We start from the raw sequence: 16,168 nt of genomic DNA, 5'->3' as shown, positions 1-16,168 counted from the left end.
ATTCGCAGACGGGCTTTCCGTAGTTTTTCGCCTTCTTCAATTCAGGGACCGTCAGAACTCCGGTATCCATTCACGGGCGGTCAACAGCGATTAATGCCCACGCACCTTTCTACGTCCGGATAGTGTGAGCCGCAGCGTACTCGACAATGGCGACGGGCTTCCGGTAGCACGCCTGCGACTACTGCATTAAAAACCAAATCATTGGATTCTTTGGCGCATCTGCGCAGTAGCCGCACGGCGCTACCTCATCACTCTTCGCTATTGTTTCTTTCGCGGCTTCCACCTCACAGCATATCCTCGCGAATGAGTATTTCATGCGCGACCGGCGGTCGCAGCAACGGTCACTTTTTCGCCGATAGCATATCTGCAGTCAGTGATGAACTATCTGTTCTCCGAAATTTCCTTACCAATTCTTTCTCCGTGTACATTGGTCGGATTAGAAAAGATTTGGTAAGCCAAGCTTACTGAGCGTTCCCCTTAGATTCAAGGTATTTCAGCCGTAATAGCGAATGGCGAATCCATGAATTGGATGAGCCTCTCAGCGAGAGATCTCGCCAACATTACGGAGTGAATCAATGTCTATTTCAGCTTTAACGGGAACCTCCGCTAGCTCGGAAGCCTGGTGGTCGACTAATTCACGGGTCTATCAATCGCAAAACGATTCCGACTCGTCATCGTCGTCAACCAGCAGCGCGTCGGCAACTAACCCGCTGGTCGCTGCAATCGCCGCCGCGCTGGCGCAGTTTGGCGTTACGTCGTCGGGCAGCACGTCGACTGCTTCGACGACGTCGACTTCCGCATCCTCGTCGACTGATTCGACCTCGGCCACATCGTCCACGTCCTCGAGCGCAATCACCGCGGCGCTGCAGCAGTTCCTGGGCGCGCTGTTCCAGGCAGCCGCTGCGCAAAGCGGCCCGGACTCGGCATCGTCGAGCAGCAGCGCCAGAGATGCGAGCAGTCTCGCCGCCACGGCGGCGAGTACGACTTCGACCGCGAGCACCGACACCTCCGACAGTACGGATGCGACCACCGCGGCTTCTGCCGGTGCCATGCCGCCGCCCCCTCCGCCGCCGCCCGCGCAGGGCTACGGCGGCGGTTTCGCGTCGGCGATCGAGAGCCTCGCGCAAGCGCTGACGTCGAGTTCCACGTCAAGTTCGACCTCGACTTCGGATTCGGGCAGCACGTCAACGGATGCGAGTACGACGGGCACGTCGTCGAGCGACAGCACGCTGTCGACTGATTTCCAGAATCTTTTGACGGCGCTTGGATCGGCGGACGGCTCCTCCAGCACGTCCAGCACCACGGATCTGCAGAAATTCTTGACGACGCTCGCTAGCAACCTGCAAGGCGGCATGTCCGGCGCAAGCGGGATGTTTGTCAGTATGTCGGCCTGAAGTTAGGTAACCATGGTGGAAAGGCATCCTTCCCGGAAGGAAAGGATGTCCGCTTTGCGCGGGCGCATGACGTACGCTTGCCTCGTATCGGGTGAGTGTCGCTCATGCGTTTCGGTGCGTTCCCGACGAGTCACCCTCTAGTTCAGAAGGTGACTCGGCAGGCGCAACGCCTGTCAGATACAGATGTCTACCCTTGCTGTAGAAGATCTGCAGCACACGAAACTTCCCTTCCTGAAGCATCACCCGACTGTTACGCAGCCCCGGATCGCGCGCTCGTCCGATGACAATCGGTCAGGACGAGCCATTGGTTGCGCGGGGCCAAACCGTCAACAGTCATCACAGCGGTAGTGGCCGGTCCTGGCAAATGCTCTTCATCACAAGGGTTGACGACAGCCGAAGCACGCAAGGCAGAGCCAAAAGACTGCGGTCGTATAGTGTTTGAAACGCCTTTAGATCATGCGTGACGACGTGCAGCATGTAGTCTGGATCACCGAAAAGACGTTCGGCTCGCGTGATCTCCGGGATGCCAAGCAAGGCGTCTTCGAATGACGAAACATTCTTGCTCGTAACTTCCCGCAACGTCGCAAACACAATCGCCGAGAAGTTTAGACCGACCGATGCCGGATCAATGGTGGCCCGATAGCCACCAATGACTTTCGCCTTTTCCAAGGCTCGAAGCCGCCTCTGGCAGGGCGAAAGGCTCAAGCCTATGCGTTCACTCAATTCCGTGACGGTGAGTCTTCCGTCTTGCTGCAGTTCAGCAAGAATCTTGCGGTCAATGTCGTCCATTCGCAAAATGTTAGCTTAAATCGTGACTTGCTGACAAGAAATAGGGAGCACTTTCGATTGATGACGCCGTAACATTTCCCCATTGAACAGATGTGCCTATTGATAGGGATGGCGGCGGTGGAAATCAGTTTGTTGACGGCTTTTTGGCTCGTTTCGTTGTCGTTGGTGATGGTTCCCGGTGCGGACTGGGCGTATGCGATAGCGGCAGGCTTGCGCGCCAGGGCAATCGCGCCCGCTGTCACAGGGATGCTGTTGGGGTATCTGGCTATCACCCTTGTGGTAGCGACGGGCATCGGGGCTCTCGTCGCGAGTGTTCCGGCAATACTCACCGTTCTGACTGTTGTTGGAGCGGGCTATCTCCTATGGCTTGGCGGCAATATTCTCGCTCGCCCTTCCGCACTGACTGTCGCTGACGAAGAGGTCGCGAACACGAGCCTGAAGTGGTCCATTCGCGGGTTCGCCACGAGCGGTCTGAACCCAAAGGCGCTTTTACTCTTTCTGGCGTTGCTTCCTCAATTCACTAACCGCAACGGTGCGTGGCCGATTTCCGAACAGATAGGGGCAATGGGCATTGTGCACATTGTCAATTGCGCCGTGGTCTATACGCTTGTCGGTGTCGGGTCGAAGATCGTGCTGCGCACGCGTCCGACGGTTGCTCGCCTGGTCAGCCAGATTTCGGGAGCCGCCATGATTGTGATTGCCGTGCTTCTTTTACTCGAGCAGTCGTTGGCGTTCAAGCGATAGCTGGGCTTCCACTGCGACTGACCGGTCTCAAGCTTCACGCGCCTTTAATTTGTGTTGTCCGCCCGCATGAACCGCAGCGCGAATCGTACGAGCTTCGGCATCGTCCCGGGGCGCAGCAGACGATGGTCGTAACCAGAGAAGCGCCGCTCGCTCTCCGTGAGACACAGCGTCATCAGTTCGCGCACGCTGACCTCGACTGAGGACACGGCTTGCGCGCCGTTCACCGTGAAGTTGTTATCGTGTTTGTGCTCGTTGCCCTCGGCATCGAGCGTGCGCGCAAGGGTCATCCTCTCCCAGCCGAGGAACGCCCACACGCCGGCCACTTTCAGCTCGAAGCGGATGCGCTGCCACCACGACAGCCGTGCGCGATGCCATGCTACCCAGTTTGCGAACAGCAGGATATGGCGGCACTCTTCCTGCATAACCGGCTCGAAGGTGTCGACTAACTCGGGCGGGAACAGTCCCGAACGTCGGGCGACCTCGAACAGGCCGAAGGCGAAGAAACTGTCGATGCACTCGCTGTACCCCGTCACGAGGTAGGCCCACTCGGCGTCCCTGGGATAGACGTAGGGCGCTTCGCTCGCGAGCGGAATGCCGTACGCAGCCACCATCCGCGTGAGCACCTCCTTATGGCGGCTTTCCTCCCATGCGTTCAGCGCAAGCGCTTCGCGTACGTCAGGCTCGTTGACGGTAGCGGCGTACGCTGCCATGCGCAGCCGTGCCCTGCCTTCCGTCTGCACGGCGATGTCCCATATCGGCAGCGAAACAATCCGCTCAAGTGCTTCGGGCTCGAGATTGGGCCATTCGAGCACCGATGGACGATACGGATTGAAGGTCTCGCGAAACATTCGGCATATCTCGCGGCGATGTTCATCGGAGCCGGGCTTCAGCGGTCCGGCGATGATGCTCGTCCAGTGCCGGGCATTGCGGTCTGCCACGTCGATGGCGGCCTGGTCGGGTCTGTCTTGCGGCAGCGCCGGCGCGGTAAAGCCTTGAATCAGCCGTTCGACAGCGAATGTGTCAGAGATCGAATCATTCATTCCGGAGACTCCCAGGTGAATGCATCACCACGAATTCTGACATTACTTGAGGGGCTTTGTGTAGAAGTGGCACCTCGATATCTGACCCCTGATCAGGGGCACAAGCTCGGTGTTCGCAAAGTTGCTTTCGATTTATCGATTATCCGTTCATGGCCACCAGTCAAAAAGCGGATCGAACGGCGGGTGCGGTCGCTAAAGCTTGACCCAGGCGCCACCGGTAAGCGTCGCCGCCGATGACGAGCCGTCCCTTCGCGGCGCCGCAGCAACGGCCGAAGAGAGTCGTACACTACCGTTATGTTGCGGTCAAAGCGGCTGTTTGCCCGAACTGTCCTTCTGATGGGCTGACGTCGCGGCGACTCGAATGACGGCACGGGGGCGTGTGCGGGAGGTGAGTTGCCCGGGCGCTGCCGTCTCCTTCCATTCGATAACCGCTGTCGGTCGCAGAAAGCGACTTTGCGAGGAGTCGATAATCGCTCGTCTGCACATCCTCTAGTCCCTGGCGTGGATCGATCCATCCGATATCCGGCGGCAGGGACGGCGGGACAAGCCGTGCCATTGCCACTGCGCAAGCCGGGAACTAGCGAAAGGCGCAGAATAGGATCGTGAGCACCTTCAAACGCGCGTGAGAGGAGGTGGCGCCCGACTTCGGGCACGAGGACCCAGGCGTTAGTGAGACAACTTTGCTGCAGAGAGATCAATGAAGAAAGGAAAGACAAAACTTACCCGCCATGACGCTGAGCGCCTATTCGAGGGGCTGCCGGAGGGGAACGTGAGAGTATCGAGCCGGCCCGAGAACCCATTCGAAGCAGGGGCGTTCGACGTGGTCGAGCGCGTCGACGACGAAACCAAACTCTGGAAAGACAACCTCATTACTCTTCCGATGGTGATCGAGTTGCCGGCCGGCTACGAGTCGGTGTCTCGCATGCGCGAGGCAATGGCTCGCGCATGGCGCGTGAAGTGGGTGAGGGAGGGTAAAAACGAGGTCGTCGCCGAGTTTCCTGAAGGATGGACCGCCGTTCGCCCGGAAAGCGGCCCCATAGAGTTGCGAGATCCGTCCGGCGTGGTCCGTGCCTTATACGGGTGGGCCAAGGATGCTGAACTCAGGATTCTCCCACGGTATCTGGTTGAGTCACAGGCGAACAGTTCAAACGGACTAGGCAGCTTGCTTGTCCGTGATCGAGAGAACGGTCAAATTCTTGAGAGGTCGTCGACCTGGTCTGCTCAAACTGGTACCAACCATCCAGATTGGACCAGGCTGTCGGCGTGGCTCAACTTACACTATCCACAACATCACGACCCGCTGAGGTACTGGGAAGATTGCGAGAAAAACGTCCAGACCTGAGCTACTGCTGGAGGCGCTGTTCTCGGGCAAACTGTTGCACCCAGCTTGAGAGAGGCGAAAGGAGGGCTGACCGCTTAATTGGACTTCGGCGCCCGGTCAATTGTTGCCGCTCGTCCGTCACACAATTCCGTCACCCGAACAACTGCTCCACTTCGAAGCTTGCCGGCTGCGCTATGGAAGCATCTCGCCAATCACCGTCACGGTGCGTCGATGCAACCGACGCACCGTCCCGATCAAACTAGCGGACGACTCGTTTCACGCTCAGGCGGAGCGATGTCTGCCGTGCCGCAGCGTCTGAACGACCCCGTGGGCTCATCCAAGCCACCCCTTGATGGTATCGGCCATGACGCTGGTCGAGATGCCATAGCGATCGTGCAAGGTCGGCAGCGCGCCCGCAGCGAGAAACTCATCGGGCAGTGCGATTTGACGGTAGGTCGGTGTGACGCCGGCCGTGAGCAGCGTGGTCGCGACCGCTTCTCCGAGACCGCCGATCACCGTGTGATTCTCGGCGACCACGACCATCCGGCCCGTGCGCCTCGCTTCGCGCACGATCGTCGCGGTGTCGAGCGGCTTGATGGTCGGCACGTGCAACACACCGACCCCGACGTTGTCCGCTTCCAGTAGCTTTGCGACTTCCAGCGAGCGCATGGTCATGATGCCCGACGAAATGATCAGCACCTCGGCGCCGTCGCGAAGCAGCTTCGCCTTGCCGAGTTCAAACTGATAGTCGTATTCATCGAGCACGGCCGGAACGTTGCCACGCAGCAAGCGCGCATACACCGGGCCGTTATGCGCGGCGATCGCGGGCACCATCTGCTCGGTGTCGAGCGCGTCGCACGGATCGATGACCGTCATGTTCGGCATCGCACGCATCAGGGCAAGATCCTCCGCTGCCTGGTGGCTCGGGCCGTAGCCGGTCGTGAGGCCAGGCAACGCGCAGATGATCTTCACGTCGAGGTTGTCTTCCGCAATCGCCTGGTGCATGAAGTCATACGCGCGACGGGTCGCGAACACGGCGTACGTCGTCACGAACGGCTGGACGCCTTCATGCGCCATACCGGCGGCCGCGCCCATCAGCAACTGCTCGGCCATGCCCATCTGGTAGTAGCGCTCCGGGAACTCCTTGCCGAAGATGTGCAGGTCGGTGTACTTGCCGAGGTCGGCAGTCATACCCACTACGTTCGTCTTCTCCCGAGCCAGTTGGGCCAATGCATGACCGAACGGAGCGGAACGCGTGACCTGTCCTTCGCCGGCGATCGATGCAATCATCGCCGAGGTCTTCAGACGCGGCTTTTGGGTGGTGGTGTCGCTCATGCTTGTCTCCCTGCTTCGAGTGCTGCGAGCGCCAGTTGCCACTCATGGGCATCGACGCGGATGAAGTGATTCTTTTCCCGTTCTTCGAGGAACGGCACGCCGCAGCCCATGCGGGTATCGCAAACGATAATCCGGGGCTGCTCTTTCGGATGATTGCGTGCAGCATCGAAGGCCGTCTTGACTGCGTCAATGTCGTTGCCGTCCACGCGCTGCGTGAACCAGCCAAATGCTTCGAGTTTCTCGACGAGCGGCTCGAACGCCATGATCTTCGAGGAGGGACCGTCGGCTTGCTGGTTGTTGACGTCGACCATGGCGATCAGGTTGTCCAGCTTCCAGTGAGCGGCCGACATCAGGCCCTCCCAGATCGCGCCTTCATCGAGTTCGCCGTCGGAAAAGAGCGTGTAGACGAAGGCCTTTGAGCCCTTGCGCTTCAGTCCCAGGCAACGGCCCACCGCGATCGTGAGACCGTGGCCGAGCGAGCCGCCGGACATCTCCATGCCAGGCGTGTAGCTCGCCATGCCGGACATCGGCAACCGGCTGTCGTCGCTGCCGTAGGTTTCGAGTTCTTCGGGTGGCAGGAAGCCGGCTTCGAAAAGCGCGGCGTAAAGCGCGATCGCATAGTGGCCGTTGGACAGCAGGAAGCGGTCGCGGCCTTCCCATTCGGGATCGTCGGCCCGGTAGCGCATCGCGCCGAAGTAGGCAACCGCGAGTACATCGGCGATGTCGAGGGCCTGGCCGATATAGCCTTGCCCCTGCACTTCGCCCATCAGCAAGGCGTTTCTGCGAATCCGGTAGGCGCGCTCGGCGAGCGTCACCGTATCTGTTGACGGACTGTTCATGGTGTCTCCTTGATCTAAAAAGTGAGTCTTTGCAGCAGACGGTGTCAGCGATTGACAGTTTTGGCTGGCACGAGGAAAACAAGCCCGGCACCGATGACGACAGCGACGGAGATAAAGATGAGCCCAGCCGTCGACTTGCCGGTCAGGTCGTTCAACCAGCCGACAATGGCCGGCGAGAAGAAGCCTGCGAGATTGGCGAAGCAGTTCACCGCGGCGATACCCGCCGCTGCGGACATGCCGCCGAGGAGCGCGGTCGGCAGCGACCAGAACTGTGACGACGAAGCGAGAATGCCGGCGGCGGCCACGCTGACACACACCAGCGACGCGCCGACTCCGCCCAGCATCGGAAGCGTGGCAAAGCCCGCCGCCGATACGAGCATCGGGATCGCAAGATGCAGACGCCGTTCGCGATGGCGGTCAGCGCTTGCGCCTACCAGGGGCAGCGCAACGATGGCGCAGAGGTAAGGAATGGCGGTGAAGATACCGACCCACAGGGGGTCAGCGACGCCCGACTTGCGGATGATCGTCGGCAGCCAGAACGTCAGCCCATATTGACCGAGCACGACGCAGAAGTAGATGGCAGCCATCAACCACAAACGACGATCCGCGATGAAAGACCTGATCGACACATGGGCGATCTTGTGGGCGTTGTCGTTCGCCACGTTGCGTGAGAGCAGCGCCTTCTCCGCATCGGTGAGCCATTTGGCGGCGGCGATACCATTGTCGAGGTAGAGCAAGATGGCGACGCCAAGGAGCAACGACGGCAGTGCTTCGAGGATGAACAGCCACTTCCAGCCCGCGAGGCCATGTACCCCCTGGAACGCATGCAGGATGAAACCGGACAGCGGCCCGCCGACAATGCCGGCAAGCGGAATTGCCATGAAAAAGAGCGAGAGCGCCTTTGCGCGCCGTGCCGAAGGAAACCAGTAAGTCAGATACAGGATGACCCCGGGCGCGAACCCCGCCTCGGCCACGCCCAATAGAAAGCGCAGCACATAGAAGCTGGTGGGCGACTTCACGAAGACGAAGCAGGCGGAAATGACTGCCCACGTCAGCATGATGCGAGCGAGCCAGTTACGTGCGCCGACCCTATGCAACAGGAGATTGCTCGGCACCTCGAAGAGAAAATAACCGAGAAAGAAGACCCCTGCGCCGATGCCATATACGGTTTCGCTGAATCGCAGGTCGTTGAGCATCTGCAGTTTCGCAAAGCCCACGTTGACACGATCGAGATAAGCGCCCAGATAGCACACCATCAGGAACGGTATCAAGCGCCGTCCGACTTTCGCATACGTTTTTGATTCGAAGCTCGCCGGATCGGCGAGCGACTTCACATCGCCTGTCATCGACGGCGCGGTGGACTTCGTTTTCATGCTTGTCTCCTGTGTCGGCCAGAGTTAGCGCTTTAGCGCTTACTCTGGCCCCATGCAAGATGCTTGCGACCCTATCGCCCCGGATTTTCCCTAGGTGCATTGACTCATCCGCCGCAATCGCGCCGGATGTCGTCCTTAGTGGATCAACATGCCGCCGTTGACGTCGAGCGTGATACCGGTGAGATAGGCGGACAGGTCGCTCGAAAGGAACAGACAGGCGTTCGCGACGTCGGCAGCATCGCCGAGCCGGCCCAGCGGAATGCCCTTGATGATGTCGGCGCGCATCTCTGTCGTGAGCTTGTCGCCGGTGATGTCGGTCTGGATGAGGCCCGGCGTGATCGAGTTGACGCGGATGTTGTCCGCCCCGAGTTCACGCGCCATCGCACGAGCGAGGCCGAGTACGCCCGCTTTTGCGGCGCTGTAGTGAGGACCGCCGAAGATGCCGCCGCCGCGTTGCGCGGAGACCGACGACATGCAGACGATGCTGCCGCTCTTTTGCTTTCTCATCTGCGGAATAACAGCTTGCGACATATAGAGCGTGCCGCGCAGGTTCACGTCGACGACCGCATCGAAGTTGTGCGCTTCGATGTCCATCGTCTTCAACGGCTGGGTGATGCCCGCGTTATTGATCAGGCCATCGACGCGGCCGTACTTCTCGATGACCGCCCTGGCGGCCGCAACGCATGCGGTCTTGTCGGTCACATCGCAGGCGAGGCCGAGGTGCTGTTCGCCGAGGTCACGCGCGGCACTCTCGGCGTCTTCCTTGCGAAGGTCCAGAATCACCACTCGCGCGCCTTGGGCGGCAAGCGCTTTGGCGGTCGCCTTGCCGATGCCGCGCGGCGAGGCTGCACCGGTTACGATTACGACTTTGCTGTCGAGCAACATGTTTGTCTCCATCGATCACGTTAGTTGGTAGACGCAGTTTCAGTGCTTCAACCATCGCGATCAATGCAGTTCGGCTCAACTATTGCTGAAGAATTTTCAGGTGTCGCGCACCTTGGAGTCACAGGCGTGCGAAGGCGGCCCTTTTCGCATAGGGCAGCGCGCCGCCGTCCCGCCTGGCTTGGCCCGGCGCTACACGGCGTTACGGCTGATCTCTTGTTCGACCCAGGCCAAAAATTTGGCCACGCGCGGCAAATCCGCGTTCTGGGAAGGGTAAACGAGGTGGTGGGCTCCGACCTCCACCGCATACGTGCGATCGAAGACCGGTACGAGCGAACCCCGTTTCAGATGGACCGATGCGAGCATCGTGCTTTCGAGCGCGATGCCGTGCCCCAATGCCGCGGCCTCGAGCGACATGTACGAGCGGTCGAATGCGAAATCGTATGACTTGCGCGACTCCGCGACGCCGAACTTGCCGAACCATTGCTTCCACTGCACGAGAGGCGTCTCCGAGAAGATCAGGCGACGCTCGAGCAGGTCCTCGGGGGTGAGCACCGGAAATTTTCTCAGGTACTCCTCCGATGCAAGAGGCGCGATGAATTCATGGCGAAGCGTTTTGATCTCGCCGTCGGTCCAATGCGCGTAGCCATGCCGTACATCGACGTCATAGTAGCCGGACGTGAACGACACATCCTCGTATGAACACGCCAGATTTAACTGAATGTCGCCGTTCGCTTCCTGGAAGGAAGCCAGGCGCGGCAGCAGCCACATCAGCCCGAAGCTGGGGCTCGAATGAATGCGAAGAATCTCCACGCCCGACTGGTTCGATGCGCGCTCCGTCGCGCGGCTCAGATCAGCGAGCGATCCGGTGACATCGGCCAGATATTGCTGACCCGTTGGCGTCAGCACCAGTCCGCGCCCCAGTCGCGTGAACAAGGGTCTTCCGACCATGGATTCGAGGTTGGCAATTTGATGGCTGACCGCCGATGGCGTCAATCCTAGTTCATCAGCCGCCCGATTCACGCTCTTTGTGCGGGCCACACTCTCGAACGCGATGATGGCTTTCAGTGGTGGGATGCGCATTGTTCCATGCAGAGGTTGCGATTCGTCGTGGATCAGGGTGTTCTGCTTTGCTGCTGGCGGTTCCAGCAATGTCGCGCATCCGGGAGGTAAAGGCAAGCCGGGTTCGGCCGAATCAGATTATCAAATTGCCCACTAGCTCGACAGGCTGCGTCGTTCGCTGCTTTCCGACGTCAACCTGCCGTAGTCGATCCGGAGCAGCCATAGGCGCTGCTCCGTAGCAGCCGTTCTATACCAACATCGGTAGAGCATCTGGCGCGACAAGGTAACGTCGTGCTCGGCCGAGACATTGCCTCTTTGTGTACTCCGAAGCACATCCAGGTGACAGGGCTCGTTGCTCAACAACCGTCGAGCGCCAGTGGCCTTGCTTGGCTCATACCAGATTCATGTAGTAGCCGTCCTTCGCCCCCGCCAACTATGATCAAAAAACTCGGGGTTTCGGTAACCCAGGTAGTTTCCTGGCACCAAACGACGGCTTTCCGAACCCTTCACGATGATCGACGAGACCGCTACCCGGCGGTACGCAGTCGCGCCCGGCATTCAGTCTCTCTTTCCTCTTCCAATGGTAGTCACACGAAAGGACGCACTATGACCGTGTCCCAAGGCAGTGGAACACATGTTTCCGCGGATGCGACCCGCTCCGGCCGATTGTTTTTCCTCGAATTGAGCGGCGGCCGCATTCTCTCGACAAAGCCCGATGGATCCGACCGCAAGACGATCGTCACGGATTGCCGCCTCCCCGACGGCATAGTCGTGGAGGCGGATGCTGGTCATATCTATTGGACCAACATGGGTACGGTCGGCCTCGATGATGGCTCGATCGAGCGAGCCGACCTCGACGGCAAGAACCGTGTGGTTATCGTCCCGCAAGGCGTCACGCACACACCCAAGCAGATTCATCTCGACAAGGCGGGCGGCAAGCTCTATTGGTGCGACCGCGAGGGCATGCGCGTGATGCGCGCCAACCTCGACGGCTCTCAGGTCGAAACGTTGGTCGCGACCGGACATGGCGACAAGGACCGGCTCGACCAGACCCGCTGGTGCGTTGGAATCACGATCGATCCGAAGCTAGGGAAACTCTACTGGACGCAGAAAGGCCCGGACAACGCCGGCCTGGGCCGCCTCTTGCGCGCCAGCATCGACATCCCGGCGGGCGAAGACCCGACAAACCGCTCCGACATCGAGGTGCTGTTCGACCGACTGCCAGAGCCCATCGACCTCGAGCTCGACCTGGCGAGCCGCGTCCTCTACTGGACCGACCGCGGCGATCCTCCGCGCGGCAATACCGTCAATCGCGTGCTGGTCGACGGGGAGGCGGCGGCCGAAATCGTCGTTACGCACTTGATGGAGGGAATCGGTATCGCGCTCGACGTTCCCGGCAATCGGATGTTCATCACGGACCTGGCCGGCTCCGTCTATTGCGTCGATCTCGATGGAAAGAACCAGCGCAATTTCCTCTTCGCCCAAGGCAATCTCACCGGCATCGCCTATGCCGAAGTCTGACCAACGCATTGGAGACATGACATGACTGATACCACGGCCATTCGTCGCATCGCCGTCATCGGCGCCGGCGTGATCGGCGCCAGCTGGACCGCGCTGTTTCTAGCCAAGGGACTGCAGGTCGTTGCGACGGACATCGCGCCGAATGCCGAAGCCCAACTCAAGGAGTTCGTGGAGTCCGCATGGCCGTCGCTCAAGAGATTGGGCCTTGCCCCCGGAGCGTCGCAAGCGAACCTCACATTCACCCCGGTGCTCGCACAAGCGCTCACGGATGTGGACCTCGTCCAGGAAAACGGCCCCGAGCGGCTCGAATTCAAGCAGGAGCTCTATCGGCAACTCGATGAGCTGCTGCCCCCCCGCGTGATCATCGCGTCGAGCACTTCGACGCTGCCCATGAGCAGCATCCAGGTGGGCGCCGTGCTGCATCCCGAGCGCTGCGTCGTCGGGCATCCGTTCAATCCGCCGCACCTGATTCCGCTGGTCGAGATAGTCGGCGGGACAAAGACCTCGGAAGAGACGATCCGGCGCGCCACGGAATTCTATACGTCGATCGGGAAACGGGCGGTGCGCCTGCACAAGGAATTGCAGGGCCATGTTGCCAACCGTTTGCAGTTCGCGGTCGCGCGCGAAGTCTATTACCTGGTGGCGGAGGGTGTGCTGAGCGCCGCCGACGTCGATACCGCCCTTTCATGGGGGCCGGGCCTGCGCTGGGGCGTGATGGGCAACATGATGCTCAATCACCTCGGCGGCGGCCCGGGCGGCATCGAGCACTTCTTCCATCAGTTCACGGGTCCGATGACGGCTGGGTGGAAGGATCTGGGCGCGCCGGAGCTGACGCCGGAAGTGCAGAAGAAGCTCATCGACAGCGTCCACGCAGAGGTCGGATCGCGATCCATCGAGGAGTTGGAGGCGGAGCGGGACGAGATGCTGCTCGGCCTCATCGAACTGCGCACCAAAGGAATTGCGCGTTAAAGGCACGGACGCGGCCACGCCACGCGAGGCTGCGGCTCGCGTGGGCTGCTCGCGGGCAGTTGACACTCCCTTAACGAAATGGATTCTTGCACATGAACGACTCGACCAATCTTCCAATCGAAAGCGAAAACGAAACGGATCGGCTCACCGGCATCATTCAATCGAAGCTTGCGAATCCGGCGCGGAGCTCGGAAATCGACCTGCACGGCGCGCTCAATGACGTACTGAAAGACGTCGGGTTATCGACGGCGGACAGCGGGGGCAAGATCACTTTCCACGGCCAGGATCCGATCATTCCCGCTCTCTTCCGGTTCGGCTCGTTGTCCGCGATCGCCCTGGCCGCCAAGGCCGTCGGCGTCGCCGCGCTATGGCGACTGCGCAGCGGCGAGGAACAGGACATCGAAGTGGACGTTCGTAAAGCGTTGCGGCGCTTCGCCGGGTTCTTCGATCTGAAATGGGAGACGATCAATGGACGTCCTCCGGCCCTCAAAGTCGATACGAATCTCTTTCGCGAAACCCGCGATGGACGGCACGTCGTGCCCCTGAACATCTATCCCAAGCTGGCTGCCCGCGAACTCAGCCTGCTCCGGTGCGACGCCAGCCCGGAATCCGTGCGCAACGCCATTCTGCAGTGGCGCGCCGACGACCTGGAGAATGCGGCGGCGGAGGCCGGGATCGTCATCGCGAAGGTGCGTACTTTCGAGGAATTCAGCAAGGAGCTTCAGTACACCGAGGTCCTCTCGAGAATGTCGCTGATCAACGTGGAACAGATCGGCGAAAGCGAGCCGATCCCTTTCAGGAAAGAGGGCACCACTCCGCTGGACGGCATTCGCGCACTTGGGATGGGTCACGTGATTGCCGGAGCGGCCATCGGGAGAGACCTCGCTTTGCACGGGGCCGATGTCCTCAACATCTGGCGGCCGTACGACGACAGCGAGATCGAAGCGTTCGCGTGGGACACTCAGGTCGGGATGCGCTCGACGATCCTGGATTACTCGAAGGAGGATCGCGCAAAATTCGATCTCCTGCTGAAGGATGCCGACGTCTTCTTCGCGAACAAGCGTCCGGGCTATCTGGAACGCCATGGTCTCGATGCCGACGAGCTGTGCGGCAGAAAGCCTGGGTTGATCCATGCCAGTGTCCTGCTTCACGGCGCCAAGGGCCCCTGGAAGTATCGTCCGGGATTCGATGAAATCGGCGCGGCCGTCTCGGGGCTGTTCGCCGTCGAAGGCACGCTCGCGCGTCCGAAATCGCCGCCGATCATCCCCATTGTCGACAACGTGGTGGGCTGGCTCGGCACGGTCGGCGTACTCGCGGCGCTGCGTCGTCGTGCAATCGAGGGTGGCAGCTATCGCGTCACCGTTTCTCTGACCCGAACCGTGCTGTGGCTGTTCTCGCTCGGCATCTTCGACAGGGACTATGCCCGGGCGACCGCCGGATCTTCCGAGGAGCACTCGTACGTCGCTCCCGATCTGTTCACTGCGGAGACCCCGCTGGGCACGTATCAGGGCATGACCGACCAGGTGGTCCTGTCGAAGACGCCCGGGGCCTTCAGGACAGTGCTCGTGCCACGAGGCTCGAGCAAACCCGAATGGCTGACGCGGTGAAGGCGCCCGACGTGCACTTCTGCGAAATCGGCCGGGGGCACGACGGCGCAATCGTTGATGTCGGTTAGCTTCCTGCAATCAAAAGACGCCATTTCGTCTCCGTCGTCCCCGATTGCGACTGAAACGGCTGCATCAGCAGTGCAAACAGAGGGTGCTGCTGCCAATCAACGTCGGATGATTCAGTGGACCAACGTCACCGGAGTGACGGTGCGCCTCGACAAGGACGTGAACATGATCAGTCTGCGGAAGAAGCCCATGTGGCTGACGTCGATCACCATGACGTCGGGCTGGGTGATTGCCGCGTAGTCGGCGATCGCTTTTGTCCAACGGCCGAATATGCGCTTCCAGCGGTATGGCACACCGGCGTCCTCGAGAATGTTGCGGGCGTCGATCAACGCCTTCAGCATGGCCCGCTTCTCGCGGCGAACCAGAGCGCTGCGGGTATGGAAGGCGGCCGTGCGCCCCTGATCGACCGGCTCGAGAACTTCCACCAATTCGACCTCTGTGACACCGCGTTCCAGAAACATGGACGCTGCATAGCGTGCGGCTTCGACCGCGCCGCGATGATCGAGGACGGGAATCAGCATTCGTATCATCGAAAACTCCAAACCGGTACCTTTGCATTTTTAGCTTAGCTAAAGCTGCGTTAAAGCCGTGTAAAAGTATTCGATTTGTTTAGTGGCGGCGGCCAGCCCAGGAATCGCGTGGTTACGCCTGAACGGCTGCAGGATTCAGTTCGATATGCAGAATCACGAGCCAGCGTTTCGGGCAGTCGTCGGCAATCTGCACATACGGCTGGCGGTCGCCGCCCTTCTTCACAAAACCCTTCTCACGCGCGAAGCCGAACGCGCGACGTGCGTCGGATTGCAGCCATAGCGTCAACAGTCCGCACGTCACGCAACTGAAAAGCCAAAGGGCTTGATCCGGAAGCGCAGCATCGAGTTGCCGCGCGAGATACGTGAAAAGAGTCGTAAGAATCTGATTGGTCACGAAGGCGATGGCGACGACCTTGCACATTCCCCGGAACATCATCGCGAATCTTGAGGGTGTCATGGCAGGTCAGATTCCAAGCACGCGGCGAGCTTCGATTTCGGCCAGCTCCAGCGCTTGAGCGGAAATCGGCATCGGCCGGCCGCAGCCGCGCCCGGTGACTCGCTGAACCTCCTTGCCGTGCCGTGTGGTCGTCACGCGTAGCGCTCCTTTGAACATGCGGCCCGGGGCGGGAAACACACAAGCCTCGACGGTCACGTTTCCCTTCGTTTGTTTGAATGCCATGCAGCCTCCAGCAATTC

The 16,168-nt window shown here is 60.3% G+C and carries 17 protein-coding genes; 6 read left to right on the top strand and 11 right to left on the bottom strand.

All coding sequences use genetic code 11. The features are described from left to right. Positions 1-646 precede the first annotated feature (646 nt). Complete coding sequence (locus FVF58_RS18395; RefSeq protein WP_149671301.1) at positions 647-1,051, bottom strand: hypothetical protein; 405 nt, start codon at positions 1,049-1,051, stop codon at positions 647-649. Between FVF58_RS18395 and FVF58_RS18390 the strand changes: the two genes are divergently transcribed. Further along, positions 1,050-1,394 carry a hypothetical protein gene (locus tag FVF58_RS18390; protein ID WP_149671300.1) on the top strand — a complete coding sequence of 115 codons (345 nt, stop codon included), beginning with the start codon at positions 1,050-1,052 and terminating at the stop codon, positions 1,392-1,394. The genes FVF58_RS18395 and FVF58_RS18390 overlap by 2 nt on opposite strands. A gap of 336 nt (positions 1,395-1,730) precedes the next feature. Here the strand turns inward: FVF58_RS18390 and FVF58_RS18385 are convergent, their stop codons facing one another. Beyond that, complete coding sequence (locus FVF58_RS18385) at positions 1,731-2,183, bottom strand: Lrp/AsnC family transcriptional regulator (protein WP_149671299.1); 453 nt, start codon at positions 2,181-2,183, stop codon at positions 1,731-1,733. 108 nt (positions 2,184-2,291) lie between these two features. On the opposite strand from FVF58_RS18385, the gene FVF58_RS18380 reads away from it, so the two are divergent. Beyond that, positions 2,292-2,927 (top strand): LysE family translocator, encoded by a 636-nt coding sequence (locus FVF58_RS18380; RefSeq protein ID WP_149671298.1) that lies wholly within the window; start codon positions 2,292-2,294, stop codon positions 2,925-2,927. 44 nt (positions 2,928-2,971) lie between these two features. Here FVF58_RS18380 and FVF58_RS18375 read toward each other — a convergent pair whose 3' ends face one another. After that, complete coding sequence (locus tag FVF58_RS18375; protein ID WP_149671297.1) at positions 2,972-3,967, bottom strand: ferritin family protein; 996 nt, start codon at positions 3,965-3,967, stop codon at positions 2,972-2,974. 697 nt (positions 3,968-4,664) lie between these two features. Between FVF58_RS18375 and FVF58_RS18370 the strand changes: the two genes are divergently transcribed. Further along, positions 4,665-5,309, top strand: a complete 645-nt coding sequence (locus tag FVF58_RS18370; RefSeq protein ID WP_149671296.1) for a hypothetical protein — start codon at positions 4,665-4,667, stop codon at positions 5,307-5,309. A 312-nt stretch (positions 5,310-5,621) separates the two neighbouring features. On the opposite strand, the gene FVF58_RS18365 is transcribed toward FVF58_RS18370, so the two are convergent. The 5 genes from FVF58_RS18365 to FVF58_RS18345 all read right to left on the bottom strand — a co-directional run bounded on the left by FVF58_RS18365 (position 5,622) and on the right by FVF58_RS18345 (position 10,800). Further along, entirely contained in the window at positions 5,622-6,623 is a 1,002-nt protein-coding gene (locus tag FVF58_RS18365) for a transketolase family protein (protein ID WP_149671295.1), read from the bottom strand. Beyond that, a complete protein-coding gene (locus FVF58_RS18360; RefSeq protein WP_149671294.1) occupies positions 6,620-7,462 on the bottom strand; it encodes a transketolase in 843 nt (280 codons plus the stop codon). Before FVF58_RS18360 ends, FVF58_RS18365 begins: the two co-directional genes overlap by 4 nt. Before the next feature lie 44 nt (positions 7,463-7,506). Further along, on the bottom strand, positions 7,507-8,835 hold the full coding sequence (locus tag FVF58_RS18355; protein ID WP_149671293.1) for an MFS transporter: 1,329 nt from the start codon (positions 8,833-8,835) through the stop codon (positions 7,507-7,509). A 135-nt stretch (positions 8,836-8,970) separates the two neighbouring features. Beyond that, entirely contained in the window at positions 8,971-9,720 is a 750-nt protein-coding gene (locus FVF58_RS18350) for an SDR family NAD(P)-dependent oxidoreductase (RefSeq protein WP_149671292.1), read from the bottom strand. Positions 9,721-9,909: 189 nt separating this feature from the next. After that, complete coding sequence (locus FVF58_RS18345) at positions 9,910-10,800, bottom strand: LysR substrate-binding domain-containing protein (protein ID WP_149671418.1); 891 nt, start codon at positions 10,798-10,800, stop codon at positions 9,910-9,912. A gap of 585 nt (positions 10,801-11,385) precedes the next feature. Here FVF58_RS18345 and FVF58_RS18340 point away from each other — a divergent pair. From FVF58_RS18340 to FVF58_RS18330, 3 genes are all read left to right on the top strand, one after another. Beyond that, entirely contained in the window at positions 11,386-12,300 is a 915-nt protein-coding gene (locus FVF58_RS18340; protein WP_149671291.1) for a 3-hydroxyacyl-CoA dehydrogenase, read from the top strand. A 21-nt stretch (positions 12,301-12,321) separates the two neighbouring features. After that, positions 12,322-13,269, top strand: coding sequence for a 3-hydroxyacyl-CoA dehydrogenase NAD-binding domain-containing protein (locus FVF58_RS18335; RefSeq protein WP_149671290.1), 948 nt, complete (start codon positions 12,322-12,324; stop codon positions 13,267-13,269). A 92-nt stretch (positions 13,270-13,361) separates the two neighbouring features. After that, positions 13,362-14,876, top strand: a complete 1,515-nt coding sequence (locus FVF58_RS18330; RefSeq protein WP_149671289.1) for a CoA transferase — start codon at positions 13,362-13,364, stop codon at positions 14,874-14,876. Positions 14,877-15,055: 179 nt separating this feature from the next. Here the strand turns inward: FVF58_RS18330 and FVF58_RS18325 are convergent, their stop codons facing one another. From FVF58_RS18325 to FVF58_RS18315, 3 genes are all read right to left on the bottom strand, one after another. Continuing rightward, positions 15,056-15,472, bottom strand: a complete 417-nt coding sequence (locus tag FVF58_RS18325) for a universal stress protein (protein WP_149671288.1) — start codon at positions 15,470-15,472, stop codon at positions 15,056-15,058. 112 nt (positions 15,473-15,584) lie between these two features. Continuing rightward, entirely contained in the window at positions 15,585-15,929 is a 345-nt protein-coding gene (locus tag FVF58_RS18320; RefSeq protein ID WP_246217105.1) for a hypothetical protein, read from the bottom strand. Between the two features lie 6 nt (positions 15,930-15,935). Beyond that, positions 15,936-16,151 (bottom strand): hypothetical protein, encoded by a 216-nt coding sequence (locus FVF58_RS18315; protein ID WP_149671287.1) that lies wholly within the window; start codon positions 16,149-16,151, stop codon positions 15,936-15,938. Between the last annotated feature and the right edge of the window lie 17 nt (positions 16,152-16,168).

Origin of the sequence: Paraburkholderia panacisoli, from assembly GCF_008369935.1 — a bacterium.
Lineage (GTDB): Bacteria > Pseudomonadota > Gammaproteobacteria > Burkholderiales > Burkholderiaceae > Paraburkholderia > Paraburkholderia panacisoli.
The sequence above is the reverse complement of the archived record's forward strand: the minus strand, read 5'-3'. Positions and strand labels throughout refer to the sequence as shown.